Raw genomic sequence first — 24,868 nt, 5'->3', positions numbered from 1 at the left:
GGGGTCAGCACCGTCCCGTCGCGGACTCGGCTGACAGGTGCTCGTCCAGCCACGCGACGACAGAGTCGTACACCCGTCGCACACCGATATGGTCGTCGCCCGCCAGCAGCGCATCGACCGCATAGTCCGACACCTTCGCGGCCCGCCCGGGTCGATCATCCCGGTGGAAGCGCAGGACCCCGGGCAGATCGCAGTGCAGGCCATGGGGGAGCGATCGCGGCGACCGCGGCACCACGAGATCTCCATAGCAACGGCCGGATTCGGGCATCGTGCGCTCGACCGGCACGTCGAGGCCGGCCTGTCCGAGACAGGAAGCCTGTTCCAGATCGATACCGAGCGCATCGCCGGCGATCAGGTTCAGATTGCCGCCACCGGTGCGGCAAGCGATCTCACAGAGCATCGGGCCCCGTTGAGGGTGATCGAAGAGCTCGCAATGAAAACTCATGGTCTCCTCCGGGGCGGGCAGTGCGCGCAGCAGCCGGGTGAGGTAATCACGGGCCGCCGCGACGCGCGGATCGTCGGCGTCGAGCAGCAGAATGCCATGCGGCGCCAGCTCGACCAGCGAGTGCAGGCAAGTCCGTGTGTAGGTCCCGACCATAACGGCCTCGACCTGTCCGGCTCGCATCAATCCGTCCACCGAAAGCATCGGCGCCGCAACTCGTTCCTCGACGAGGTAGTCGGTGGGGTCGTCACACGACAAGGCGCGGGCATGCGCCCAGGACTCGATCTCGGTTCGGTTGTACAGCTCGATCACGCCGACCGAGCCCGACCCGTCGACCGGTTTGACCACTACACCGTTGGGGTGGTTGTCCGCGAAGTCCATCAGAGTGGAAACCGAGTCGACGAGCCGGTGCTCCGGAACACGCAGCCCGGTGCGGCCCGCCAGCGATTTCATGACGAACTTGTTCCGGAACGCGGTGGCAGATGCCAGGCTCTGACCCGGAATATCGAGGTGGGCGCGCAGTTCGGCAGCACGGACGAGATCACATTCGCTCAGCGCGACGATCCGGTCGAAGGGCTGTTCGCCATGCGCGGCGGCCACCGCTTGGTCGACAGCCCGGTTGCGCTTCCAATCCGGAAAGAGGCTCGAGGTCGAGTATTGGTGTGTTCCAGCGAGAAAGGTGCGACTTGCGGGCGTGTCCTCTGCGAAAAGGCTTGTCCGGATACCGAATTTCGAAAGCCAGCGATCATAGCGATGCGTTGTCAGCGCTTTCTTCGACAGCACCGCCACCCGGCGCGGACGCTCGCGGATCAATTCAGCCACCGAACCTCCTCGGCCCACCAGCGCGTCGTCTCCCGGATCCGCTCGCGCACTTGTTCGGCGGTGTCGGCACGCACCGCGACCGCCGCCGCCGAATGTGCGGCGTACTCGGGTCCGTGTGCGAGTGTGCCCGCGGGCATATGCAACTCGACCTCCGTCCCGGCAACCGGGCAGGCACCAGGGGCCGGCTGGAATCGGCCGTGTCCGGGTGGGAAGAGCACCCAGCCACCGGCGCATTGCGGCGCTGCGGGTTGCTGCGTCAGTTCGAGGCCGAGTCCGCACTGCCCGCGCAGATTCTCCCGGGACAGATGCACCCCGAACGCTTCCCGATAGATGCGGGCGATAAGTGCACCGCCGGTTCGCGAGGCGACCTCACAGAGCACGGGCTTGCCGTGCGCCGGTATCCACGCCTCCAGATGGAAACTCGTCGGAAATGCGGGACTCGGCAGTGCGCGATGGACATCGGTGGCAAAGCTCTGCAGCAGCTCCGTTCTCGGGTCGTCGGGTGCGAGCAGAACACTCGACAGCTCGGACTCCCTTTGCGCCGCTTCGGCATTGCCGCTGCTGTACTGGCTCGGCCAGCAGTGCACCACCGCCCCGCCCGCGATAATGCCGTCCACATGGAAAAAGTCGCCGTCGACGTATTCCTCGGCAATCCACCGCCCGCAACGCTGTGGTGCCGCGGGCAATTCGCCCGATGCCAGGAATGCGGTGACATCGCCGCCGTTGCGCAGGATGCGCACCCCGATGGACGCGGAGCCGCGACGCGGCTTCACCACGACCGGCAATCCGGCTTCCTCGACGAACTCGATCAGGTCGGTAGGCCGATCGATGGCCTGCCGCCGGGGGACAGCCACTCCGGCCCCCGCCGCCGTATCCTTCATGATCAGCTTGTCGCGGTAGGCGTGTGCGGATTCCAGTGTCTGCCCTGGCAATCCGAGCCGACCACGCAGCCGTGCACTGCGCAGCACATCGTCCTCACTCGAACTGGCGACGAGATTGATTCGGTGTTCGCGCGCTGCACATTCGGCCGTCCACTCCGTAAACCACGATTGGTAATCCGGTACGGTCCGGCATTCGCGAAACCGGTCGCGCACGTCCGCGCCGATATCCGCCAACGCCCCGGGCACGGTGAGGAGAACGGTGTCGGTCACGACCTCCGCGAGCCACTCGTGCAGCGGGCGCTCGATGAGCGGTTTGCGCGAGAGCAGCAAGATCCGCTGCGGCGCAGACTCATTCGGCATTGACGACAGCCAGTGGCAACAGTGTTGCCGGTTTCCACTCGGGCGCGGGGTTCACCACCCCGGTCGGGGACGACCAGTTCAGCCGGGCCGGGCACGACGCGACACCGTGGGTGTCCATAATCCGCGGATACAACTCGCGGCGACGCTGCACGCACGCGAGCAGGCCACCGTCCTCGGGAAACCAGCTGCCCAGGTATTCGTCGGAGAAATTGCATACGAGCGCATGGCCGCAGGGCTCACAGTAGATCTTGGCCACATTGGCGCAATCCTTGACCGTGAATCCGAGGTTCCGTGCGGGCGGATAGCAGGAGACGGTCACCTCCGGACCGCCGGGCTGCTGGATTTCGTCGTAGAGCTCTTCCATGATGCCGGTGAACCGATCGAACAGTACCGAGGGGCTCAGGCTCAGCTCGGTCTGATTGGTCGCCGCGAGTCCGGACGGAATCCAGGGCTTGATCTGCACGACATCGACGCCGATATCGCGCATGATGCGATAGATCTTCGGTGCCTCGTCGAAGTTGTGCTTGCCGAGCCCGATTCGGATGAACACCCACAGGCCGGCCGCCTTGGCCAGCCGGATATTACGCAGGATCAGTTCGGCGTCATCGGATTTCGAACCCTTCATCAGGGTCGCGAGCCGCGCGGCATCGGCCGTGTTGTAGGTGACCTTCACCCCGGACAACTTCATATCGACCAGTCGGGCGATCCGCTTCTCGTTCAGCAACGTGCCGTTGGTCACCAGGCGCGTGGTGATGCCGCGTTCGCCCAGCGGGCGAAAGACCTCCTCGACCAGATCCAGTGCCATCAAGGGCTCACCGCCGGTGCCGTAGACCGCCTCGGGCCGTTCCGGCTCGGTGGGCGAATCGATCCAGTCGAACAGCGACCGCGCGAAGCGCCCAGCGTCCAACGGATTCAAGCGTTTCCCGATGTAATCCTCGTTCACACAGAAGATGCACGACCGATTACAGCCGTCGAGAAATTTGACTTCTACGCCGTCGACGGGAAGGTAACCGGCCAAGTCGGTCTGCGGGAAGTTCTCGACCCGGAACTTGCGGTATCTATCCGGAAGCGGGTCCCGCTCGCTGGCCATCACGATATCTCCTCTGCTGGAGTCGATTTCGCAGTCGCTGCGCCCCACAGACGGGCCGCTCATTGTTGCAGTGACTCGCAAAAGCATTGGGGTGCAAGGAAAGCAGGCCCACTTCGAGCCAGGAGAGATTGTCCGTCATCGGCCCGATGACGGAGCTTCCCCGCACTGAGAAATCGGGTACAGAGGGTGTCGCGATTCGGTGTGGTCGATCGACCTACTGCGGAGTCTGCTCGGCGTTCAGGGGAAGTCGCGGATCGATCGCCATATCGGTCCAGGTGCCGCGCAGCCACGTGTGCGCCGGGTCGTCGCTGATCCGCCAGGCCCGCTCCGGTCCGGGACCGGCCATAATGTTCAGGTAGTACATGTGATAGCCGGGTGCGGCGATGGACGGGCCGTGGTAGCCGTGCGGCACCAGCACCACATCGCCGTCGCGGACCTCCTCGAGCACATCGATCGGCCGCTCGACGGTCCCGTACACACGGTGGAACCCGAAGCCCGGCGAATCGTCTGCGCCACGGGCGAATTCGAAGTAGTAGATCTCCTCGAGCGGCGTCTCGGTAGCGGAGAGCTCATCGTGTTTGTGCGCCGGATACGACGACCAGTTCCCGCCCGGGGTGATCACCTCGCAGGCGATGATCGAATCGGCCTCGAAGGTGTCCGCGGTCGCGAAATTGTGCACCTGGCGACTGCAATTGCCCGCACCGCGCAACTCCACGACCACCTCGGCGGCGGGCACATAGCGGAACGGCAGCTGCTGCTGGGCACGGGCGCCACCGAGCGCGAATCGCCCACCGTCGGTACTGGTTACGGTGTAGGCGCTATCGCGTCCGATGTAGGCGAAATCGGTCGGGCCGTCGAAAACGTCATCGCGTCCAGCTAATTCGAAGGACTCGCCGGCACTGGCCACGGTGCACGAACCGGACAGCGGAACCACCACGATCTCATCGGCATGGCTGTGCGTGCGATGCGATTGCCCCGGCGCGAGCTCGATGACGTGCAGGCTCGCGTGATCCCACTCGGCCGCCTCCTGGGTGAGCGCCACCGTGTACGGCGCGCGGTAGGTGCGGGCGGCGGGCACGTAATGCTTGCTGTGCACCGCGATCACCGCACCAGCGATACGGCCGTATCGACCGCGCCCGCGACATCGTCATCCGGCGGATAGAGCAGCGCACGGCCGACAATGAGGCCCCGAACACCCGGCAGTGCAAGGGCTTTCGCCCAGCGCGCGTAGGTTTCGTCCGGGCCGGTCTGCGGATCGCCGCCGAGCAGCAGGGTGGGCAGGGTGGTGGCATCCATGACTCGCTCCATCTCCGCGACGACGGGCAGCTTCAACCAGGTATAGGCCGAAGTGGAGCCCAATCCCTGCGCCAGATGCACACTCTTGATGACCGCATCCGGTGACAGATCGTTGACCACCTTGGTCCCCGGCCCATCGGGCCGATGCGATATGAACGGCTCGAGCATCGCGGCCAAACCGAGCGCGGCGAGCTCATCGATGGCGACGGCGCTCGCGGTCATCATCGACAGCGTGCCCGGATCGGTGAGATCGAACCGGTTGAGCATCTTCGCGCCGTTGAGTCCGGCCGCGGCGGTCGCCCGCGCGGTATATCCGGTCATCCGGTCGTCGAGTTCGAAATCCGCGCCCGCGATGCCACCGCGGTTCATGGAGCTGAAGACGACCTTGTCCTCGAGCGCGCCGAGCAGCAGCAGATCCTCGATGATGTCCGCGGTGCCGAGCACACCGTCCACGCCCGGCCGGGCCAATGCCGTGACCAGCCGGTCCAGCAGTTCCCTGCGGCTGTTCATCGCGTAGGGGTTGCCGGACGCCGCCAGTGCGCCGCGGGCCGGGTGGTCGGCGGCGATGATCATCAACCGGCCGTCGCCGCGCACCAGACCGCGACGGGTCCGCGTGGCGAAGGCTCTGGCGATGGCGCCGGGATCGGCCGCACGCAACTCGGTCAGCTCGGCATAGGACCGCAGTTGCACGGGTGCCGAGGTCGATTCGGGCCTGCTCGTCTCCCTGTCACCACCCCTCGTCGAATCGCTGCGCGACGCCACCTTCATTTCCGGGCCTTTCCAATCAATGACAGCGCGACGAGATCGTCGATTTCGGCGCTGGTCGGCATGGCGGTGGAGCATTCGAGCCGGGCGGCCACAATGGCCCCGGCGGCATTGGCGCGGCGCAGGACGGTCTCCAGCTCCCATCCGGCCAGCAGGCCGTGACACAGGCTGCCGCCGAAGGCATCGCCCGCGCCGAGGCCGTTGCGCACCTCGACGGTGGCCGGGGGCACCACGACGGATTCGTGGCGGGTCTTGCCGAGCACCCCATCCGGCCCCTGTTTGACGACGGCCAGTTCGACACCCAGATCCAACAGTGCATCGGCGGCCCGATACGGATCGGTCTCGTCGACGGCGATGCGGCACTCCTCACGGTTACCGACCGCCACCGTGACCTGGGGCAGCGCGTCGCGTACCTGTGCGCGGGCCTGTTCCTCGTCGGCCCAGAACATCGGCCGGTAGTCCAGATCGAGTACGGTGAGCGGCCGCCGTTCCCGGATCGACCACGCATCGAAATGCGCTGCACGAGAAGGCTCTTGGGACAGGCCGGTGACAGTCGACCAGTACACGCCTGCACCGCGGATGATGTCGGGATCCACTTGGCCACCGGTGATCTGCAGGTCGGGCGCGCTGGGTTCGCGGTAGAAGTACAGCGGGAAATCGTCCGGCGGGAAGATCTCGCAGAAGGTCACCGGGGTCGGCAGGCGATCGGTGGTCTGCACGAGGGCATCGGATACGCCGAGCCGGACCAGTTCGCGCCGCACATATCGGCCGAAGGGATCGGCGCCGACGCCGGACCACAGCGCGGTGCGCCGACCGAGCCGCGCCGCCGCGACCGCGACATTGGCGGCACTGCCACCGAGGAACTTGCCGAAGGTGTCGACATCTTCCAGCCCCACTCCGGATTGAAGCGGATAGATGTCGACGCCGACCCGACCGGTCGACACGACCTCGAATTGAGCGTTCACAGGCTGACTCCAGGGTTCGGTCCTCGGGGGGACGGGCGTAGCCGCGTATCCAGACTGTGCGCCCGTCATACCGGGTTGTCAAGACTTTGTCAGGACATACTTACTTACGGACATAGCAACAAGAACTGCTCGGTGTGATTTACAGTGGAAGAAATGGCGCTCACCTGCGCCCGCTCGCCCCGAGGAGCCGACGATGCCCGCGCCACTGGATGTCGCGATCGACCGCTCGAGCCCGGTCCCGCTGTATTTCCAACTGGCACAGGGCATCCAGAACGCGATCCTGGAAGGTCGGCTCGCCCCGGGGGATCGCCTCGAGAACGAGCTCGACCTGGCGAAACGGCTCAATCTGTCGCGGCCGACCACACGGCAGGCAATCCAGGCGCTGGTCGACAAGGGACTTTTGCTGCGCAGGCGCGGGGTGGGCACTCAGGTGGTGCAGAACCAGGTGCGTCGGCCGGTCGAATTGACCAGTCTGTACGACGATCTGGTCACTGCGGGTCAGGAACCGACCACCGAATTGCTCGACTATCAGCTCGGCGCTCCGGATCCCGATATCGCCAAGGAACTCGGCGTGCCCGAGGACGCCCGCTTCGTGACCTTCCGCAGGCTGCGCCGTGCCGGGAGTGAGCCGCTGGCCGTCATGACCAATTACGTGCCTGCCGAATTCGCACCCGCGCCCGACCAGCTCGAACTGCACGGATTCTATGAATGCCTGCGGGCCAAGGGAATTCACATCGCGCTCGCGCGCCAGCGGATCGGTGCGCGCGGTGCGACCAGGGCCGAGGCGCGGCTGCTGGACGAGCGCACGAACGCGCCGCTGCTGACCATGCAGCGGGTCGCCTTCGATGATTCCGGGCGTCCGATCGAAATGGGCAGGCATGTCTACCGGGCGTCGCGGCATTTCTTCGATACCACGGTGCTGAGTCGCTGACCTGCTGAGCAGGCAACTTCGGTAACCTAATTCCCAGCACTGGAAAGTCGACCTGCTGTTACCGGAGCATAAACTCTGACCATATGACGATGGCGATGGATGCTTCGTGGCGGAACTGGCTAGCCGAAAACCTCGCACGGGGTTGTTCAGTCGAATCGATAGTCGAATCGATGATCAGGGGTGGTTTCGACAAGGATGTGGCCTCCGCGGCGGTGCACACTTTGCTGGCGGGAGAGATTTCAGGCTCCTCGGGCTACGAATACGACACCTGTCCCGTTTCGCCCGATCGAATTATTCATGCTCACGACCGCTCGATCTACTCGATGTTGCGGCTGGAACGGCCGCAGCTGATTCTGTTCGGCAATGTGCTCTCCGCCGAGGAATGTGATCAGGTGATCGAGTTGTCCGAAGGTAAATTGCAGCGGTCCACGATCGTCGATCCCGACACCGGGCGTTTGGAGACAATTAGGAATCGCTCCAGCGAAGGCACGTATTTTCAGTTGTCCGAGAACCCTTTGATCGACCGGCTCGATCGGCGGATCTCCGCCCTGATGAACTGGCCGATGGAAAACGGTGAGGGGCTGCAAATTCTGCGGTACCGGGTCGGCGGCGAGTACCGTCCCCACTTCGATTACTTTCCGCCGGACCAACCCGGCCACGCCGCTCATATCGCTCGCGGTGGTCAGCGGACGGCGACTCTCGTGGTCTATCTCAATGACGTCGAAGGCGGCGGTGACACCGTCTTTCCGGAGGCAGGTATTTCGATTTTCCCGCGCAAAGGCCAAGCAGTCTATTTCCGATACTTCAATAACCTCGGACAAGTCGACCCGAAGACAAGGCACGCCGGAGCGCCGGTCCTCGCCGGCGAAAAATGGATCATGACCAAGTGGATGCGCCGCTACCCTTACTCTGGCTGAGGTGCGAAACGCTGACCGCGTTCCGCACGACTCACCGAGCGGCACGTGCACTTCTGCACCTGGATGAAACGTCTTCTGTTACGGCTGCTCTCGGGTTTCGGAGCGGCTCGCCATGTGCACGAGGATGAGTCCGACGGCGGCGAGGAGGAAGTTCTGCAGCGCCGCCGACGTGGCGTTCACTTGTTTGTTCGCCCACATCCGGAACCACTCGCCGCCGATGGTGAGGAAGCCGCCCGCGAAAAGCAGCACAGCCATGGTCCAGCCGAGACTCGACAACTTCGCGGCCAGCACGGTCCTGGCGGAGTTCCGGCCGAACAGTGCCCACCAGCCGGTCGCCGCCCCCGCGAGCAGCACGAAGCCGGTCAGATACTCCCAGGTCACGATAAGGATGTAGGCGATAAGGACGACCGTGCTGTTGGTGATGGCATGCCAGTCGACACCGGAGTGGTGGATCGTGGCTTGCATCGACAGCACCGCCTGCACACCGCGCCGGTTGGTATCGGTGTCGATGCAGTTGGTGACCGCGACGATCAGGTAGTACAACGCGGTGATCGATGCCAGCACCGTCACGGCCGTATCCCGGCTCCCGGCCACATCCAGGAACCGCTTACCACTCAGACCCATATCCGCCACCTCGGTTGATCTGGCACAAGATTCGAGACTGCCGCATGCTGCGTCGAACCGACAGCCCGGGCCATCATACTTCAATATGCGTGATTCGAAATGCTTTGCTTCGCAAGGGGGTTCGCCACATCGTCGACTGCCCGCGCTGATGCGGCAGACGCATCGCAGCGCGCCGCGACAAAGCGCGACGGCGGACTATCGAGTCCACCGCCGCGCTGATGTTATCGGGATGTGTCGGGCCGCAGCGGATTACTGACCGGGCTGGCACTGCGGCGGCGGGCCCTGCGGGTGATCGCCGGGCGGCGGGCCATCCGGGTGATCGCCGGGGGGCGGGCCTTGGTGGTCGCCGGGCGGCGGGCCATCCGGATGGTCACCGGGCGGCGGGCCCTGCGGGTGATCGCCAGGAGGCTGGCATTGCTGTCCGGGCACCGGTCCCTGGGGTCCGTCGGCGCTCGCCGCACCGGCTCCGATGCCGAGCATGCCGAGCGCGACGGCACCGGCCGCCGCGGTCACTGCCAGCTTCGATGTGAAACTCATCTGCGTTCCTCCTGTTGTCGGATCAGATCCGAAACCGTCGGCCCGCTTCTCCGGGCCGACCCCGAGAATCGTTGAGCCCCAACATTTGTCCATCGTTGGCGGAAGTTAAGTGCCAGCTGTGAACCGATCAGTTGCCGGTTCGGCTCTGCCCATCGCCCCGGCCGGTCCCGGACGTGCCGTCGCCCAGCCGGCCGGGCCCACCGCCCGCCTGGCCGGGTCCGCCGCTCATCTGCCCCGGTCCGCCATTCATTGCACCCGGACCGCCACTCATACCGCCCGGTGCGGTCGCATTGCCTGCGGTGATCGAGGTCACGGTGGCGGCGCCATCGGTCTTGGTGGCGCGAATGCTGACCGTATCCCCGGCTTTCACCGTCGACGCGCTCGTCGTGCCGGAGATGGTGTAGGTCTGGGTGTAGTTGTCGCTGCTGGTGGCGGTGATGGAGGTCGCGCCCACGGCGGTGACGGTGCCGGTCTGGGTGAGCTCGGTGGTGTAACCGCCATTGCCGTCGGCGACGACGAACTCCCCGTGTAGCGCAGCGGGAATCATGGTGCCGGAACCGGGGCCGCCCGCTTGACCGGACCGGCCCGACGCGCCGTTCATCGACATTCCGATGCCACCGGGACCGCCCGGACCTTGGCTGTTATTCGAATCGGACGACGATGCCGCATAGATGACACCGCCGCCCGCTGCGGCGATCGCTCCAGCGATCCCGACCGCGGCCAGGGTCTTCTTGGTGGACCAGGTGCCCGCCTGCGCGGGCTGTGGTGCGCCCCAGACCGTGTCGGGTTCCGATGGCGGCTGTTGAGTGGGTTGGCTCATGGTGCTCCTTGCGGGTGCGGGCCGTATGAAATGCTCGGATCCGACCTTGGTCCGCCTACCTTGGCGTCGGCTGTGCGTTGGTTCTGGATCCGCTGGGTGCACGCTCACAGCTGACACATAGTTTCGGCACAGCTACCCCCCAGCGTTCGCGGTCATGGTCGGACGATGTCCGCGATGAGCGCCGGGAACGGGCCGGCCGAACGAGTTGTCATGCGCCGCGCCGACGGCAGCGCCATCACCGTGCTGGTCGTCGACGACGAGCCCGTGCTGGCCGACATGATGTCGATGGCCCTGCGGTATGAGGGGTGGGAGGTCAGCACCGCGGGCGATGGTCGAACGGCCGTCGCGAAGGCACGCGAGGTCCGCCCGGATGTGGTGGTGCTCGATGTGATGCTGCCGGATATGACTGGGCTCGAGGTGCTGGGCAAGCTGCGCGCACAGTTGCCGTACCTGCCGGTGCTCTTGCTGACCGCCAAGGATTCGGTCGAGGACCGCATCGCCGGGCTGACCGCGGGCGGCGACGACTACGTCACCAAACCCTTCAGCATCGAAGAGGTGGTGCTGCGGCTGCGTTCGCTGCTGCGCCGCACCGGCGTTGCCACCGAGGACAGCGGCGCACAGCTGGTGGTCGGCGATCTGGTACTCGACGAGGACAGTCACGAGGTCACCCGGGCCGGTGAGCTGATCGTGCTGACCTCCACCGAATTCGAATTGCTGCGTTTCTTCATGCGCAATCCCAAGCGGGTGCTGAGCAAGGCTCAGATCCTGGACCGGGTGTGGAGTTACGACTTCGGCGGCCGGTCCAACATCGTCGAGCTTTATGTCTCGTATCTGCGCAAGAAGATCGACAGTGGACGGGCACCGATGATCCACACCCTGCGCGGCGCCGGATATGTCCTCAAGCCCGCGAACTGAGGTGGCGCGCCGGGTGCTGAAGCCGCGGCGCTGGTCGCTGCGGGCCCGCCTGTTGGTCGGACAGGTGCTGTTGCTGGTGATCGTGGTCTTTGGTATCGGCGCCGCGACCGAATTCGCATTGCAGCAGTTTCTGGTGCATCAGCTGGACACCGAACTGGTCGATGTGCAGAAGCGTTCACTCGGTGATGTCGGCGGCGGTCCGAGTCTCGGGCCACGACCCAGCGGCCAGCCGTCGATGCCGCCACCGCCACCTCCGCCGCCATCGGGTTCCGGTCCGGGACCGGACTTCCTGGACCGGCGCGGCATCCAGCCCGACACGATCGGCGCCATCGTCGGTGAGGGGAGCGTCACGAAGGCGGGCCGGATCGGTGCCGACGGGGCGCAGCGTGCCCTCTCGCATACCGCACAACAGCAGCTTGCCGCGGTGCCGGCCAACGGGAAGCCGGTCGACGTCGCGCTCGACGGGCAGGGCCGCTACCGAGTGGTGGCGGATACGGCGTGGTCGGGCGAGATCGTTGTCACCGGTATGCCGTTGACCGCCGTCGACGCCACCCTGCTGCGCGTTCTGCTGATCCTCGGGATCGTGACGGCGATCGTGTCGATCATCGCGATCACGGTCGGTATCTGGCTGATCCGGCACGCGCTCGCACCACTGGATCGAGTCGCGGCGACGGCCGCGCGGGTGGCCGATCTGGAACTGGATCGCGGCGAAGTCATACTGCCTGTGCGGGTTCCGGCCGCGGACGCCGATCCGCGCACCGAGGTCGGGCAGCTCGGTTCGGCGGTGAACCGGATGCTCGATCACATCACCAGCGCGTTGTCGGCGCGCCACGACAGCGAGACCCGGGTCCGGCAATTCCTCGCCGATGCCAGTCACGAACTGCGCACCCCGCTGGCCGCCATTCGCGGCTATGCCGAACTGGCGCAACGCAAACGGGCCGAGGTGCCCGGTGAGGTCGCCTATGCGATGGGCCGGGTGGACTCCGAATCCCGGCGTATGACGGGTCTGGTCGAGGACATGCTGTTGCTCGCGCGGTTGGACTCCGGACGGGGGCTGGAGCATGAGCCGGTGGACCTGACCCAGCTGACGGTGGACGCGGTGAGCGACGCGCATATCGCCGGTCCGGAACACCGCTGGGATCTCGAGCTGCCCGACGAGCCGGTGGTGACCGCCGGTGACGCGGCCAGGTTGCATCAGGTGCTCGCCAATCTGCTCACCAACGCGCGTGTCCACACCAGGCCCGGCACCACGGTGCTCACATCGCTGGAATTCAACGGCGACGGGGGAGCGGTATGGCGGGTGACCGATGACGGTCCGGGCATCCCGGAAGGCTTGCAGCCGTTGGTTTTTCAGCGTTTTGCGCGCGGTGACTCGTCGCGCTCGCGGCGGGCGGGCAGTACCGGTCTCGGGCTGGCGATCGTCGCGGCCGTGGTCAAGGCGCACGGCGGCGATATCTCCGTGGACAGTGCGCCCGGCCGAACCGAATTCACCGTGCGTCTGCCCGGTGCCACCGCCACGAACTGAGCGCTGCGCCACACGGCGAACTCACAGTTACGGCAGAGCTGGCAACTACGTCGGGCCGCGACGATCGAAGTATGACGACAACATTGCTGGGAGCTCCTGCCGCCGCGGCGGTCGAGCCATCGGATGCGCGGCCATCCGGGCGCGGCCCGATGTGGCGGCGGGTATCGCTCGCGGTGCTGCTCAGCGCGACAGCACTGCTGTATCTGTGGAATCTCGGTGCCAGCGGCTGGGCCAACGACTTCTACGCCGCCGCGGTGCAGGCCGGATCGCAGAGCTGGAAGGCGATGCTGTTCGGTTCCAGCGATGCGGCCAATGCGATCACCGTCGACAAGACCCCCGCGGCGCTTTGGGTGATGGATATTTCGGCGCGGTTGTTCGGCTTCAACTCTTGGAGTCTGCTGGTGCCGCAGGCGCTCGAGGGCGTTGCGGCGGTCGCGGTGCTGTACGCGGCGGTGCGCCGCGTCAGCGGTCACTGGGCCGGGATGCTGGCCGGTGCGGTGCTGGCGCTGACCCCGGCGGCGACGCTGATGTTCCGGTTCGACAATCCGGACGCACTGCTGGTGCTGCTGCTGACCGTCGCGGCCTACTGCGTGCTGCGGGCCATCGAAAAAGACAGCGGCGCTTGGTGGTTGCCGCTGGCCGGTGTCGCGGTCGGCTTCGGCTTCCTGGCGAAGATGATGCAGGCATTCCTGGTGCTGCCCGCCTTCGCGCTGGTGTACCTGCTCGCCGCGCATGCGCCGCTGCGCACCCGGATCGTTCGATCGGTCGCCGCGGTATTCGCGATGGTGGCGTCCGCGGGCTGGTATCTGGCGCTTGTCACGCTGTGGCCCGCGTCGTCGCGACCCTATATCGGTGGCTCCCAGCACAACAGCGTGCTCGAACTCGCATTGGGCTACAACGGTTTCGGCCGGTTGACCGGTAACGAGACCGGCGGCCTCGGGAACCTGAATTTCGATGTCGGCTGGGCCCGCTTGATCGGCTCGGAAATGGGCGGCCAGATCGCCTGGCTGCTGCCCGCCGCGTTGATCCTCGGCGCAGCCGGACTGTGGCTCACCCGTCGGGCCCCGCGCACCGATCCGACCAGGGCGGTCCTATTGCTGTGGCTGGGCTGGCTGATCGTCACCGGCGTGGTGTTCAGCTACGCCAACGGCATCCTGCACCCGTACTACACGGTGGCGCTGGCACCGGCGATCGCGGGCGCAATCGGGGTCGGCGCGGGCCTATTGTCGCAGCGCCGCAACGATATTCGGGCGACGGCAGTACTGTCCGGTGCGCTGGTGGTGACCGTCGTGCTGGCCTGCGTCCTGCTCGCACGGACCCGCGATTGGCTGCCGTGGCTGGGACCGCTGGTCGCGATCGCCGGTGTCGGAGCGGCGGCATTGCTGCTGGTAGTCGGTCGGTTGCCGAAGGCCGTTGCGACTGGTGTCCTCGCGGTCGCCGTGGCAGTCGGCCTGGCCGCACCCGGTGCTTATGCATTGGCCACCGCGGCGACAACACACAGCGGTGCGATTCCGTCCGCGGGACCGGCCGGTGCGGGTCGGTCCTTCCCAGGCGGCGGGCGGCCGAGCGGCACCGATGGCGGCGCGGGCGCGTCTGGCCACACCGACAGCGGCGTGGCTGCGCAGGGCGGCACCGGCGGTGCGGCGGGTGCTTCCGGCGGCGGCGCAGGTGCGTCCGGCGGCAGCGGGGGTGCGTCGGGTGGCAGCGGGGGTGTGTCTGGTGGCAGCGGGGGTGTGTCTGGTGGCAGCGGGGGTGTGTCTGGCGGCAGCGGGGGTGCGTCGGGTGGCAGCGGGGGTGCGTCGGGTGGCACTGCGGGTGCCCAGGGTGGCATCAGCGGTGGGATGGGTGCGTCGACTGGCACTGGCGGTGGCGGTGGCGCGGGTGCGCCGGGCGGCATCGGCGGTGGAGTTGGTGGCGGCGCACCGATGGGCCGAATGTTCGGCGGCATCACACCGGGAGCGAACCTGACCGCGGCGCTGAGCACCGACGCCGACAACTACACCTGGGTCGCCGCCGTCGTCGGCTCCAGCAATGCCGCCGGATACCAACTGGCCACCGGTGATCCGGTCATGGCCCTCGGCGGCTTCAACGGCACCGACCCGGCACCCACGCTGTCGCAGTTCGAAGACTATGTGGCCCAACACAAGATCCACTACTTCATCAGCGCCCAGATCATGGGCGGGATGCGTGGATCCGGGAGCGGCGGCAGCCAGGCCGCCAGCGAAATCGCGGCCTGGGTGCAGGCCAAATTCACCGCCCAGACGATCGACGGCGTCACGGTCTACGACCTCACCGTCACCCACTGACCACTTTGAGTAAACGAGAGGGACTCGAGATGACCATGACCGAAGCGGCGCCCGTGCGGCACGCCGAACCAGCGGGTCCGCGGCACGCGCACGCGCACCCGAAACGATCGACCCGCTGGCTGTTCGGCCCACCCGATCAGCCACGCTGGGCCCGCCCCGGATTGTGGACTCTGCTGGCGGCCAGCGCCGTCCTCTACCTGTGGGGTCTCAGTAAATCCGGTTGGGCCAACGACTTCTACGCGGCCGCGGTCCAGGCGGGCACACAGAGTTGGAAGGCGCTGCTGTTCGGTTCGCTGGATTCGGGTAACGCCATCACCGTGGACAAGCCGCCCGCATCGCTGTGGGTGATGGGCTTGTCCGGCAGGCTGCTCGGTTTCAGTTCGTTCTCCATGCTGCTGCCGCAGGCACTGATGGGGGTGGCGTCGGTCGGTCTGGTGTACGCCGCGGTGCGCCGGTGGAGCGGCCCGGCGGCCGGATTGCTTGCGGGTGTGGCGCTGGCCGTGACTCCCGCTGCGGCACTGATGTTCCGGTTCAACAACCCGGACGCCCTGCTGGTGCTGCTGCTCGTCGTCGCGGCCTACGGCACCGTCCGCGCCACCGAGCGCGGCAGCGGCCGCTGGCTCGTATTGGCCGGTGTGGCAGTGGGATTCGGCTTCCTCACCAAGATGATGCAGGCCTTCCTGGTACTGCCCGCGCTCGGACTGGTGTTCCTGGTCGCCGCACCGATCGGTTTCTGGCGTCGTATGGCCAAGCTGCTCGGCGCTTTTGTCGCGATGGTGATCTCGGGCGGCTGGTTCGTCGCACTGGTCAGCTTGTGGCCCGCTGATTCGCGCCCGTACATCGGCGGCTCGACCGACAACAGCCTGCTCGACCTCGCGCTCGGCTACAACGGTCTCGGCCGTGTCCTCGGCGGCGAAGGCAACGGCGGTGGTGGTGGCGGTGGCGGTGGCAACACCGGCTTCGGCGGCAGCACCGGTATCACCCGATTGTTCGGCGATTCGATGGGCACCGAAATCTCCTGGCTGCTGCCCGCGGCCTTGATCGGTCTGGTCGCCGGTCTGTGGTTCACCCGGCGCACGCCGCGGACCGGACGCACTCGCGCGGGCCTGATGCTGTGGGGCGGTTGGCTGCTCGTCACCGGCGTCGTATTCAGCTACATGCAGGGCACCATGCACCCGTACTACACCGTCGCTCTCGCCCCGGCGATCGCGGCGCTGATCGGTATCGCGGTGGTCGAATTGTGGCGCGGCCGCCAATTCGTCACGGCGCGTATCGCACTCGCGGCCATGTCCGCCTCGACCGGTATCTGGAACTTCATCCTGCTCGATCGCACACCCGACTGGTACCCGGCACTGCGCTGGATCGTGCTGATCGGTTCGATCGTGGTCGCGGCCATCGTCGCGGTCGGCGCACACCAGCTCGGTAGATTCACCGCCGTCGTCGCCATTGCCGGACTGCTGTTCGGCCTCGCGGGGACCACGGCGTACGCGATCGAAACCGCGGCGACCGCGCATTCCGGTTCCATTCCGACCTCCGGCCCGGCTGTCGCGGGTAAGGGGATGGGTATGGGCGGACCGGGTGGCGGCGGAGCGGCCCCCGACGGTTTCGGCGAATCAGACACCGGCGCACCGTCATTCGACGGCGCGGCACCGGGACAAGCGGGTACCGAACAGGCAGGGACCGAACAGACCGGAACCGAGGCGACCGCCAACCGTAGCGGTGGCGGACCGGGCGGCTCGAATTCGTCCAACACCGAACTGCAGGAGTTGGTGCGCAATACCGACACCCGTTGGGCCGCAGCGGCGGTGGGCTCGCAGTCGGCGAGCGGCCTCGAATTGTCCACCGGCGCTTCGATCATGGCGATCGGCGGCTTCACCGGCAGCGACAATTCGCCGACGCTGGCGCAATTCCAGCAGTACGTCGCCAACGGCGATATCGCCTACTTCATCGCGGGCGGCGGTATGGGCGGTGGCCCCGGCGGCGGATCCAACAGCAGCGCAAGCGAAATCACCGCATGGGTCAAGGCGCACTACACCGCCATCACGGTCGGCGGCGCCACGGTCTACGACCTGACCCAGCCCACCTCCTGACTACCCCAACCGGGGCGCGCCTGCCAGCAGGCGCGCCCCTTTCGGTATCCACGCTCCGGCTGCTCGCCGAGCGTAGTGATGTGGCGGTGGAATGCAGCGTGGACGACCACTATTCGACTACGTTCGATCGAACTCCATGCCACGTGTATCATACACGCTATGTGTAATATGCATGACGTGGCGTGTAGCGCACATCCTGTGTGATACACATGCGTCATCGGCGACGCGCGCATCGGCAGAAGGGTCGGGATGGACAAGCCCACGCATTTGATCGAATTCGAGACCATGCTGCTCGGGCGGTACAGCCTCGCGTCTCGGCGTGGTGCCAGTCGCATGGACCGCAGCGCGTACACCCTGCTCAACCGACTGCACGGGGAAGGGCCGATGTCCATCGGTCAGCTCAGCGACGCACTGGGATTGGAGGCATCCACGCTGCGTCGGCAAACCGCCGCGATGATGCGCGCGGGGCTGATCGAGCGGATTCCGGACCCCGAGGGCGGCATGGCCCGACTGTTCCGTATTACTCCCGAAGGAAATCGCCAACTCGACTCCGACCGCACGGAGAGCCTCCGCGTGTTGGACGACATCATGGTCGACTGGACGCCCGACGACGTCTCGGCCTTCGCCGCCTATCTCGAACGCTTCAACACCGATATCGAGCGCTACCACGGCCGTCCGTGGCCGCGGCATTCCACCATCAGCCACTGATCACGCCTCGCGCAGGCTCTGCCGGATCCGGTACTTCTGCACCTTGCCGCTCGGGGTGCGCGGAAAGTCCTCGACCACCACGAGCTGTTCCGGCCATTTCTGTTTGGTCAGGCCCGCCTGCGCGAAATGCGCTTGCAGATCTGCGAGCGTCGGGGCGTCCGAACCCGGGTGCAGTCGCACCACCGCGGCCACATGTTCGCCGAGTCGGGCATCGGGCGCGGCGACCGCAACGGCCTCGGCGACCGCCGACATAGTCAGCAGGACCTCCTCGACCTCGAGTGCGCTGATGTTCTCGCCGCCGCGGATGATCAGGTCGGAGGTGCGGTCGGTAATGGTGAGGAATCCGTCCTCGTCGAGTACGCCGATATCGCCGGTGTGATACCAGCCTTCGTCGTCGAAAACCTTCGCGGTGAGCGCCTCGTCGGTGTAGCCGAGACACAGATCCGGTCCGCGGCTGAGGATTTCGCCGTCCTCGGTGAGCCGGATTTCGATGCCGGGCTGCGGATCACCGTCGGTATAGAGCCGTTTGCCCTCCGGGGCGGTGCAGTCGGAGGCGGTGATCGAGGGGTGTTCGGTGCTGCCGTAGGAGCGGTAGACGATGAGGCCGAGTTCGTTCAGCCGCTCGCTGACCGAACTCGGCACCGAGGCGCCGCCCATCCCTGCGTACTTCATGTGCAGCAGATGCTCGGCGGTGAAGTCGGGGTGGTCGACCAGGCTGGTCAGGTAGTAGGGCACGCCGCCCGCGACCGTGATGCCGTAGTTGGTCATCAGGGTCAGGATCTGGGCCGGATTCCAGGTGTCGACGAGGTTGACCGCGATGCCGTCGCGGATCGGGATGAGGAAGGCGTTGAGCATGCCGATGAAATGGCCGACCGGCGCGGCGGTGATCTGCGGGCCGAGGTCGGCCGGGTAGTGCTCGGCCAGCTGGCGGGTCTCGCAACCGAGGGTTTGATGACTGTGGATCACACCCTTGGGCGCGCGGGTGGTGCCCGAGGTGAAGGCGATCAGCGCCGGACCGGCCGGGTCGACCTCGACGACCCCGGTGAACGGCTCGTCATCGAGCAGATCGTCGAAGGTGCGTCCGACGACGCCGACGATCGGCACATCCGCGTAGACGGCCGGGTCGTAGTCGATCGAACCGAATCGGTCGGTGGTGACGAAGACGCGTGGACGCACCGCGCCCAGGATGTAGCCGACCTCCCGTGGTCCGTAGATGTGCACGATCGGAACCACGGTCGCACCGAGAAAGGTTGCGGCCCAGAAGGTCGCGGCGGCCTCCATCCAGTTGGGCAGTTGGAAGGCCACCACATCACCGGGACCGACACCCCGCTTGTGCAAGCCCTTGGCCAGTCGGCGGGCGACAAGTTCGACGTCACGGAAGGTTCCGGTATAGGGCCGGACCGCCGAGTGCACGCGGAACCGGGCATCGGGTGCGGCGGCCAGACCGCGGGCCAGCAGATCGCCGAGCGAATCGCGGGTCCACCATCCTTTGTCTTCGTACCGTTTGACCAGGTCGGCGGGGATTGTGCGCATATGGACTCCAAGTACCCGGCGCGCGGGCACGAGTCGGCCACACCCGCGGCGCGGTCGGGTGGTTACGGGATGAGTGTCGGGGGCTGCCGCTCCGAATATACTATTCTCCGAAAAGTAGAATGCCAATATCTTGATCGGAGAACTGACAATGGTGGAACTCGAGCTTAGCGACGGGCTTGCGGTCGTCACCATCGATCGCCCGCAGGCGCGCAATGCCATCGCGCCCGAGACGATGGACCAGCTCGAGAAGGCGCTCGATGCGGCCGAGGGGGCTCGGGCGCTGGTTATTCGGGGCGCGGGCGACAAGGCATTCGTTTCGGGGGGAGATCTCAAGCAGCTCAGCACGATTCGTACCCTCGAGGCCGCCGAGGAGATGGCCTGGCGGATGCGGGGCATCTGTGATCGCCTCGCGGACTTTCCCGCACCGGTGATCGCCGCAATGAACGGCCACGCCTTCGGTGGTGGCGCCGAAGTCGCGGTTGCCGCGGACATTCGGGTCGCCGCCGACGACATCAAGATCGCGTTCAATCAGGTCGCGCTGGCGATCATGCCGGCCTGGGGTGGCGCCGAACGGCTCGGCGCGCTGGTCGGGCGGAGCCGAGCACTGCTGCTCGCGGGTTCGGGAACCGTGCTCGACGCCGCCGAGGCCGAACGTGTCGGCCTGGTGGACCGGGTGCTGCCCCGTGCGTCGTTCGAGGAAGGTTGGCTGGCACTGGCTCGCTCGCTGGCCAACGCGCCCGCGGGTGAGGTCAAGCGGGTGCTGTCCGGGGTTGCCCCGGCGGAAGCGGTGAATGCCTTTGCGCAGCTTTGGGTTTCGGATGAGCACTGGGCGGCGGCGGACAAGGTGCTGAGCCGGCCGCGATGATCGACGGCGAAGCCTAGGATTCGGGCGCGGTCAGGTAGGTCGCGCCGAATTCCGAGATGAAGTCGAATAACGCGCCGGGCTCGCGTGTACGACAGGAGACGACGATCCAGTCGACGCCGGCCTTGTCCAACGCCGCGAAGGCTTCGCGGTGCCGATCGGCATCCACCGCCGGGGCGGCGATGCTTGCGTCCGGGTAGGAGTACACCAGATCGATATGCTCGGACCGGTCCGCGTCCTGGGCCGCCGATCGCACCTCTGTCATCTTCGCGGCGAGCTGGTCGAGCGTGCCGAGTTCCGGTGTGCGGGCCGAGGTGCTCAGCTCGGCGCCGCCGGTCATCGGGATCCAGCCCTGTGCGCGCGCGGCGACCCGGCGGCGGCTCAGCTTCGAATTGCCGCCGATCCAGATCGGGATCGGATTCTGCACCGGCCGCGGCCGGGCGATCACATCGCGGGCGCTGAAATGGCGGCCCTGATAGCTGAACGGCTCGCCGCTCCAATGCAGCGGCAGCACGTCCAGCGCCTCATCGAACAGCGCGTTGCGCTCATCGAAATCGACTCCGAGAGCATGGAATTCGCTCTTCTGATAACCGGTGCCCAGACCGATGATCGCGCGCCCGCCCGACAGTTTGTCCAGCGTTGCCGCCGCCTTCGCCAGCAGGAACGGATTGCGGTAGGGCAGCACCGCGAGATAGGTGATCAGCCGCAGACGTTCGGTCACACCGGCGACATAGCCGAGTGCGACGAACGGATCGAGCGTCTGATGTCCGCCGGAAGCCAGCCATCGGGCGCCCGGAACGGGGTGCTCGCTCAGTGACAGTCCGTCGAATCCGGATCGTTCGGCCGCGATCGCCACGTCATGCAGTGCGCCGACATCGAGCATGTCACCGTCGTAGCCGGTGGTCTCGGGGTAATGCAGGATAAATCGCATCGGGGTCCTCCGTGTGCCTCGGGTCGGCATGCATTTTCAAGAATGCCATTCTCGAATATGTAAGTTATATTATCGCGGTGTTGAAGGCTCGGTTCCGTGGGATCCGGACACGGATTCTTGTCATTGCGCTGGTACCCAGCCTGCTGCTGATCTGCGTCGGGGTGGGTACGTCGATCTACCTGTTCAACGACGGGCGACACGCTGAGGACTTCGCGCGCACGCTGGACAGCCACCTCACCCCCACACGCGAATTGGTCCTGGCCGTGGAACAGGAGCGACTGCTGTCGGTGTCCCAGCTGGCAGGCGAGGTCATCGATCCCGGTGCGCTGGTCGCCGCCCGTATGCGGTTCGACTCCGCGCTGAAGTCGCTGGCAGTCACCGAAGCCGCGTTGCAGCGCGTGGGCGGCAGCGCGATGGGAAACACGGTGGCGGCCTTCGACGAGTTGAAGGCTCGGTTACCGGAGTTGCGCAGTGCCATCGATGCCGGTCGGCTACCGATCGCAGACGCCTACGGCTTCTACAGCCGACTATTGGACGGCATGGATCAGGGTTCGGCAACGATCGGACAGTTTGCTCCGGATGCGGCCTCCGGCGCCGAACTCACCCGCAATATGGGTCTGTTGCACGTGGTCGAATCCATGTCGCGCGCCAGTGCACTGACCACGGCGGTCGTGCGCCCGCAGAGTGTGGCGCCGACCCTTTTCGCCGAATACCGCAACCTGGTCAGCTACTACCACGTCGAGATCGCGCGATTGGCAACCGAACTCGACGCCGCCAGCGCGCAGCGCATTAAGGATCTCACCGCGTCCCACGCCTGGCAGCAGGTGAGCGCCATGGAGAGCGCAATCATCGAGGTGCGGCCCGCGAGTGCGCCGCAGTTGCCGTTGAGTGTCCCGGAGTGGCGCACCGCTGCGGACGAGGTGAGTCAGCAGTTGGTGGCAATGTGGGTGGGGCACGCCAAGCAGGCCCAATGGCACGCCGCCGATGCGGGTGCCCGGCACGCGCGCAACTCGTTGCTGGCCGCGGGTGTTTTGAGTGCGGTCGCCGTGTTGGCGTTCTTGTTGTCGCTGTGGCTGGCCAACCAATTGATCGGACGGCTGAAACGGTTGCGCTCGGAAACGCTTGCGGTGGCCGAGGTTCGGTTGCCGCAGACGTTGCGGCGCCTGAACGAAGGGGTGCGGATCGACCCGGAAACCGAAGCCGCACAGCTGGATTTCGGCACCGACGAGATAGGTCAGGTCGCCCAGGCTTTCAATCGGGCGCACGGCGCGGCGGTCGCGGCCGCGGTCACCGAGGCGAACACCCGCGAGGGCGTGCGCGCGGTATTCAGCAATATCGCCCACCGCAGCCAGATCGTGGTGCACCGGCAGTTGGAGATTCTCGATGCTGCCGAACGGCGACAGGAGGATCCGGCGCTGCTGGAAACGCTGTTCCAGCTCGACCATCTCGCCACCCGCGGGCGCCGCAATGCCGAGAATCTGATCATCCTCGGCGGCGGCCGCCCAGGGCGACAGTGGCGACGTCCGGTTCCGCTCGGGGAGCTCGTCCGGGGTGCGATCGCGGAAACCGTTCAATACGCGCGGGTTTTCACCGGCGCCGGACTGCCGTCGGTATTCGTCAACGGTGCCGTGGTGGCCGATCTCATCCATCTACTTGCCGAACTGGTCGACAATGCGACCGCGTTCTCGCCACCACAGTCGCGCGTGGACGTCACCGGCAATCTGATCGGCACGGGAGTCGTCGTGGTGATCAGCGATCAGGGCATGGGCATGTCGGATTCGGAACTGCAGCGGGCCAACGAAGTGCTCGCCGACCCACCGGATTTCAGCGTCGCGACACTATCGTCGGATTCGCGGCTCGGGCTGTTCGTGGTGGCCCGGTTGGGGATTCGGCACGGCATCTCGGTGCGCCTGACCGAATCCGACTACGGCGGAGTTCGCGCCATCGTCGTGATCCCGACAGCGGTGCTGGCCGCGGAGAACGCGGGCCTTGCGGCGCCGAGCGCCGTGCAACGGTGGTGAATCCGAGTCAATCGGACCGGGCGTCGGTCATCGTGGTCAGCGCCACCGGGCCGCTCCACCCGCACGGCTGCCCGCAGGTGGCGACGAGTTGCGATTCGGTGGCGCCGTCGGCGAAGGTCTGGATCATCGCCGACGCCGTGGCGGAATAACCGCAGCGCGGGCACTTGCCGAAGTAATGGAGCACGTCGACGACCGAGAATCGGATGGGCGTATTCATGGTGTTGGCCTCAATGTTCCGCGGACTGCGCGTCCGCCCAGCGCGCGATATCGGTTTGGTCGGCGCTCGGACCGAGGTCGGCCGCGGCGCGCGTCCACAGCTCGACGGCGCGTTCGCCGAGTGCGGCCGGTATGCCGAGCGAGGCCGCCAGGTCGGTGGCGATGCGCATGTCCTTGAGCATGAGTGCGAGCGCGAATCCGGAGTCGAAGGTTTCCGGCAGAATCGCCTGCGGGAACTTGAGTTCGGTTGCGGCACTGCGCCCGCTGGCGGCATTGATGGTCTCGATGATCACGGCGGGGTCCAGGCCGAAACGGCGTCCGGCCGCGACCCCCTCGGCGGCGGCGAGCAGGTTGACCGCGGCGAGCAGATTATTGATCGCCTTGACGGCATGACCGGCCCCCGATGCACCTATGCGCCGTACCTTGCCCAGCGGCGCCAGCATCGAATCAATTTGGGCGACAGTGTCTTCCGGGCCCCCGACCATGATCGTCAGGGTACCGTCCGCCGCCCCGCGCACGCCGCCGGACACCGGTGCGTCGACCAGCGTGATCCGACGCGCGGCCAGTGCGGTGGCCAGCCGCCGCGTCGACTCCGGTTCGGATGAGCTCATATCGATCACGATCGCGTCCGGCCCCAATGCGGCCAGCAGCTGCTCGTCACCGAGTACGGATTCGACGACGGCAGAGCTGGGCAGCATGAGAATCAGGTGGTTGGCCCCAGCGGCGGCTGCTGCGGCGCTGGTCGCGACCCGTCCGCCGACCGCGGCCAAGCCGTCACGGGCGTGCTCGGACGGGTCGAATCCGACGACGTCGAAACCCGCCGCCACCAACCGCCGCGACATGTGCGCGCCCATGGTGCCGAGGCCGAGAAAGGCGATGTGCCCGGTAGCGCGTTCAGACATCAGTGTGCTCCTGCAGGATCGGTCCGGCGATTCGGAAGGCTTCGACTCCGGCCGGGACACCGGCGTAGACCGTCGCGTGCAGCAGCACCTCTCGGATCTCGTCCGGGGTGACGCCGTTGGTCAATGCGGCGCGCACGTGCGTGGCGAATTCCGTGGCACGGTTGAGCGAAGTCAGCATTGCCAGGGTGATCATCGACCGGGCCCGGCGGTCCAGGCCGGGGCGGGCCCACACCGCGCCCCAGCAGTATTCGGTGACCAGATCCTGCAGCGGCTCGGAGAAGTCGGTGGCGGCGGCCAGCGCCCGGTCGACGTAGTCGGCGCCGACTACCTCGCGGCGGACCTGTAATCCGGCCTCGTAGCGCGCCCGTTGGTCGGGATCGATTGTCATATCCGGCAATCCTTTCGGCGA

Annotated in this window: 23 protein-coding genes; 9 read left to right on the top strand and 14 right to left on the bottom strand. The window is 66.5% G+C overall.

Annotated features, from left to right (window positions below):
- Positions 1-4 precede the first annotated feature (4 nt).
- The 6 genes from ACZ60G_RS31710 to iolC all read right to left on the bottom strand — a co-directional run bounded on the left by ACZ60G_RS31710 (position 5) and on the right by iolC (position 6,621).
- Positions 5-1,264, bottom strand: a complete 1,260-nt coding sequence (locus tag ACZ60G_RS31710) for an ATP-grasp domain-containing protein (RefSeq protein WP_465814779.1) — start codon at positions 1,262-1,264, stop codon at positions 5-7.
- Complete coding sequence (locus ACZ60G_RS31705; protein ID WP_465814777.1) at positions 1,252-2,505, bottom strand: ATP-grasp domain-containing protein; 1,254 nt, start codon at positions 2,503-2,505, stop codon at positions 1,252-1,254. The genes ACZ60G_RS31710 and ACZ60G_RS31705 overlap by 13 nt, the downstream gene beginning before the upstream one ends.
- A complete protein-coding gene (locus ACZ60G_RS31700) occupies positions 2,495-3,595 on the bottom strand; it encodes a radical SAM protein (RefSeq protein ID WP_465814775.1) in 1,101 nt (366 codons plus the stop codon). The genes ACZ60G_RS31705 and ACZ60G_RS31700 overlap by 11 nt, the downstream gene beginning before the upstream one ends.
- Before the next feature lie 214 nt (positions 3,596-3,809).
- Positions 3,810-4,691, bottom strand: coding sequence for a 5-deoxy-glucuronate isomerase (gene iolB / locus ACZ60G_RS31695; protein WP_465814773.1), 882 nt, complete (start codon positions 4,689-4,691; stop codon positions 3,810-3,812).
- A 5-nt stretch (positions 4,692-4,696) separates the two neighbouring features.
- Entirely contained in the window at positions 4,697-5,659 is a 963-nt protein-coding gene (locus ACZ60G_RS31690) for a Cgl0159 family (beta/alpha)8-fold protein (protein WP_465814771.1), read from the bottom strand.
- Positions 5,656-6,621 (bottom strand): 5-dehydro-2-deoxygluconokinase, encoded by a 966-nt coding sequence (gene iolC, locus ACZ60G_RS31685; protein WP_465814770.1) that lies wholly within the window; start codon positions 6,619-6,621, stop codon positions 5,656-5,658. Before iolC ends, ACZ60G_RS31690 begins: the two co-directional genes overlap by 4 nt.
- A 193-nt stretch (positions 6,622-6,814) precedes the next feature.
- On the opposite strand from iolC, the gene ACZ60G_RS31680 reads away from it, so the two are divergent.
- Together ACZ60G_RS31680 and ACZ60G_RS31675 are read left to right on the top strand one after the other, a co-directional pair.
- Positions 6,815-7,552 (top strand): GntR family transcriptional regulator, encoded by a 738-nt coding sequence (locus ACZ60G_RS31680; RefSeq protein WP_465814768.1) that lies wholly within the window; start codon positions 6,815-6,817, stop codon positions 7,550-7,552.
- Positions 7,553-7,635: 83 nt separating this feature from the next.
- Entirely contained in the window at positions 7,636-8,469 is an 834-nt protein-coding gene (locus ACZ60G_RS31675) for a 2OG-Fe(II) oxygenase (protein WP_465814766.1), read from the top strand.
- 78 nt (positions 8,470-8,547) lie between these two features.
- Here ACZ60G_RS31675 and ACZ60G_RS31670 read toward each other — a convergent pair whose 3' ends face one another.
- The 3 genes from ACZ60G_RS31670 to ACZ60G_RS31660 form a co-directional block, all read right to left on the bottom strand.
- Positions 8,548-9,093 carry a DUF2165 domain-containing protein gene (locus ACZ60G_RS31670; RefSeq protein WP_465814764.1) on the bottom strand — a complete coding sequence of 182 codons (546 nt, stop codon included), beginning with the start codon at positions 9,091-9,093 and terminating at the stop codon, positions 8,548-8,550.
- Between the two features lie 249 nt (positions 9,094-9,342).
- Positions 9,343-9,630, bottom strand: a complete 288-nt coding sequence (locus ACZ60G_RS31665) for a hypothetical protein (RefSeq protein ID WP_327100760.1) — start codon at positions 9,628-9,630, stop codon at positions 9,343-9,345.
- 127 nt (positions 9,631-9,757) lie between these two features.
- Positions 9,758-10,450, bottom strand: a complete 693-nt coding sequence (locus ACZ60G_RS31660) for a hypothetical protein (protein ID WP_465814761.1) — start codon at positions 10,448-10,450, stop codon at positions 9,758-9,760.
- Between the two features lie 174 nt (positions 10,451-10,624).
- On the opposite strand from ACZ60G_RS31660, the gene ACZ60G_RS31655 reads away from it, so the two are divergent.
- From ACZ60G_RS31655 to ACZ60G_RS31635, 5 genes are all read left to right on the top strand, one after another.
- Entirely contained in the window at positions 10,625-11,365 is a 741-nt protein-coding gene (locus ACZ60G_RS31655) for a response regulator transcription factor (protein ID WP_465814759.1), read from the top strand.
- Positions 11,343-12,890, top strand: coding sequence for a sensor histidine kinase (locus ACZ60G_RS31650; protein WP_465814757.1), 1,548 nt, complete (start codon positions 11,343-11,345; stop codon positions 12,888-12,890). The genes ACZ60G_RS31655 and ACZ60G_RS31650 overlap by 23 nt, the downstream gene beginning before the upstream one ends.
- Positions 12,891-12,961: 71 nt before the next feature.
- Positions 12,962-15,196 carry a glycosyltransferase family 39 protein gene (locus ACZ60G_RS31645; protein WP_465814755.1) on the top strand — a complete coding sequence of 745 codons (2,235 nt, stop codon included), beginning with the start codon at positions 12,962-12,964 and terminating at the stop codon, positions 15,194-15,196.
- A 29-nt stretch (positions 15,197-15,225) separates the two neighbouring features.
- On the top strand, positions 15,226-17,286 hold the full coding sequence (locus ACZ60G_RS31640; protein WP_465814753.1) for an ArnT family glycosyltransferase: 2,061 nt from the start codon (positions 15,226-15,228) through the stop codon (positions 17,284-17,286).
- Between the two features lie 249 nt (positions 17,287-17,535).
- The gene (locus tag ACZ60G_RS31635; RefSeq protein ID WP_465814751.1) at positions 17,536-17,994 is read left to right on the top strand and encodes a MarR family winged helix-turn-helix transcriptional regulator; all 459 of its coding nucleotides are present in this window, start codon (positions 17,536-17,538) and stop codon (positions 17,992-17,994) included.
- Here ACZ60G_RS31635 and ACZ60G_RS31630 read toward each other — a convergent pair whose 3' ends face one another.
- On the bottom strand, positions 17,995-19,527 hold the full coding sequence (locus tag ACZ60G_RS31630; protein WP_465814750.1) for an AMP-binding protein: 1,533 nt from the start codon (positions 19,525-19,527) through the stop codon (positions 17,995-17,997).
- A gap of 148 nt (positions 19,528-19,675) precedes the next feature.
- On the opposite strand from ACZ60G_RS31630, the gene ACZ60G_RS31625 reads away from it, so the two are divergent.
- The gene (locus ACZ60G_RS31625) at positions 19,676-20,392 is read left to right on the top strand and encodes an enoyl-CoA hydratase/isomerase family protein (protein ID WP_465814748.1); all 717 of its coding nucleotides are present in this window, start codon (positions 19,676-19,678) and stop codon (positions 20,390-20,392) included.
- 13 nt (positions 20,393-20,405) lie between these two features.
- On the opposite strand, the gene ACZ60G_RS31620 is transcribed toward ACZ60G_RS31625, so the two are convergent.
- Complete coding sequence (locus ACZ60G_RS31620; protein ID WP_465814746.1) at positions 20,406-21,320, bottom strand: LLM class F420-dependent oxidoreductase; 915 nt, start codon at positions 21,318-21,320, stop codon at positions 20,406-20,408.
- Between the two features lie 77 nt (positions 21,321-21,397).
- Here ACZ60G_RS31620 and ACZ60G_RS31615 point away from each other — a divergent pair, with 77 nt between their 5' ends.
- Positions 21,398-23,341 (top strand): sensor histidine kinase, encoded by a 1,944-nt coding sequence (locus ACZ60G_RS31615; RefSeq protein ID WP_465814744.1) that lies wholly within the window; start codon positions 21,398-21,400, stop codon positions 23,339-23,341.
- 7 nt (positions 23,342-23,348) lie between these two features.
- Here ACZ60G_RS31615 and ACZ60G_RS31610 read toward each other — a convergent pair whose 3' ends face one another.
- Genes ACZ60G_RS31610 through pcaC form a run of 3 tightly spaced genes read right to left on the bottom strand, consistent with a single transcriptional unit; the run spans position 23,349 to position 24,847 of the window.
- A complete protein-coding gene (locus tag ACZ60G_RS31610) occupies positions 23,349-23,558 on the bottom strand; it encodes a hypothetical protein (RefSeq protein WP_465814742.1) in 210 nt (69 codons plus the stop codon).
- A gap of 10 nt (positions 23,559-23,568) precedes the next feature.
- Positions 23,569-24,459, bottom strand: a complete 891-nt coding sequence (locus tag ACZ60G_RS31605; protein ID WP_465814740.1) for an NAD(P)-dependent oxidoreductase — start codon at positions 24,457-24,459, stop codon at positions 23,569-23,571.
- The gene (gene pcaC, locus ACZ60G_RS31600; RefSeq protein WP_465814738.1) at positions 24,452-24,847 is read right to left on the bottom strand and encodes a 4-carboxymuconolactone decarboxylase; all 396 of its coding nucleotides are present in this window, start codon (positions 24,845-24,847) and stop codon (positions 24,452-24,454) included. The genes ACZ60G_RS31605 and pcaC overlap by 8 nt, the downstream gene beginning before the upstream one ends.
- Between the last annotated feature and the right edge of the window lie 21 nt (positions 24,848-24,868).

This window comes from Nocardia sp. NPDC102475 (genome assembly GCF_055584605.1).
The sequence above is the reverse complement of the archived record's forward strand: the minus strand, read 5'-3'. Positions and strand labels throughout refer to the sequence as shown.

Bases quoted from the DNA above. Each gene is read 5' to 3' on its own strand.
- ACZ60G_RS31705 (WP_465814777.1), bottom strand. From the start codon at position 2,505: ATGCCGAATGAGTCTGCGCCGCAGCGGATCTTGCTGCTCTCGCGCAAA.
- ACZ60G_RS31700 (WP_465814775.1), bottom strand. From the start codon at position 3,595: ATGGCCAGCGAGCGGGACCCGCTTCCGGATAGATACCGCAAGTTCCGG.
- ACZ60G_RS31690 (WP_465814771.1), bottom strand. From the start codon at position 5,659: ATGAAGGTGGCGTCGCGCAGCGATTCGACGAGGGGTGGTGACAGGGAG.
- ACZ60G_RS31680 (WP_465814768.1), top strand. From the start codon at position 6,815: ATGCCCGCGCCACTGGATGTCGCGATCGACCGCTCGAGCCCGGTCCCG.
- ACZ60G_RS31675 (WP_465814766.1), top strand. From the start codon at position 7,636: ATGACGATGGCGATGGATGCTTCGTGGCGGAACTGGCTAGCCGAAAAC.
- ACZ60G_RS31670 (WP_465814764.1), bottom strand. From the start codon at position 9,093: ATGGGTCTGAGTGGTAAGCGGTTCCTGGATGTGGCCGGGAGCCGGGAT.
- ACZ60G_RS31665 (WP_327100760.1), bottom strand. From the start codon at position 9,630: ATGAGTTTCACATCGAAGCTGGCAGTGACCGCGGCGGCCGGTGCCGTC.
- ACZ60G_RS31660 (WP_465814761.1), bottom strand. From the start codon at position 10,450: ATGAGCCAACCCACTCAACAGCCGCCATCGGAACCCGACACGGTCTGG.
- ACZ60G_RS31655 (WP_465814759.1), top strand. From the start codon at position 10,625: ATGAGCGCCGGGAACGGGCCGGCCGAACGAGTTGTCATGCGCCGCGCC.
- ACZ60G_RS31650 (WP_465814757.1), top strand. From the start codon at position 11,343: ATGTCCTCAAGCCCGCGAACTGAGGTGGCGCGCCGGGTGCTGAAGCCG.
- ACZ60G_RS31645 (WP_465814755.1), top strand. From the start codon at position 12,962: ATGACGACAACATTGCTGGGAGCTCCTGCCGCCGCGGCGGTCGAGCCA.
- ACZ60G_RS31640 (WP_465814753.1), top strand. From the start codon at position 15,226: ATGACCATGACCGAAGCGGCGCCCGTGCGGCACGCCGAACCAGCGGGT.
- ACZ60G_RS31635 (WP_465814751.1), top strand. From the start codon at position 17,536: ATGGACAAGCCCACGCATTTGATCGAATTCGAGACCATGCTGCTCGGG.
- ACZ60G_RS31630 (WP_465814750.1), bottom strand. From the start codon at position 19,527: ATGCGCACAATCCCCGCCGACCTGGTCAAACGGTACGAAGACAAAGGA.
- ACZ60G_RS31625 (WP_465814748.1), top strand. From the start codon at position 19,676: ATGGTGGAACTCGAGCTTAGCGACGGGCTTGCGGTCGTCACCATCGAT.
- ACZ60G_RS31620 (WP_465814746.1), bottom strand. From the start codon at position 21,320: ATGCGATTTATCCTGCATTACCCCGAGACCACCGGCTACGACGGTGAC.
- ACZ60G_RS31610 (WP_465814742.1), bottom strand. From the start codon at position 23,558: ATGAATACGCCCATCCGATTCTCGGTCGTCGACGTGCTCCATTACTTC.
- ACZ60G_RS31605 (WP_465814740.1), bottom strand. From the start codon at position 24,459: ATGTCTGAACGCGCTACCGGGCACATCGCCTTTCTCGGCCTCGGCACC.
- pcaC (WP_465814738.1), bottom strand. From the start codon at position 24,847: ATGACAATCGATCCCGACCAACGGGCGCGCTACGAGGCCGGATTACAG.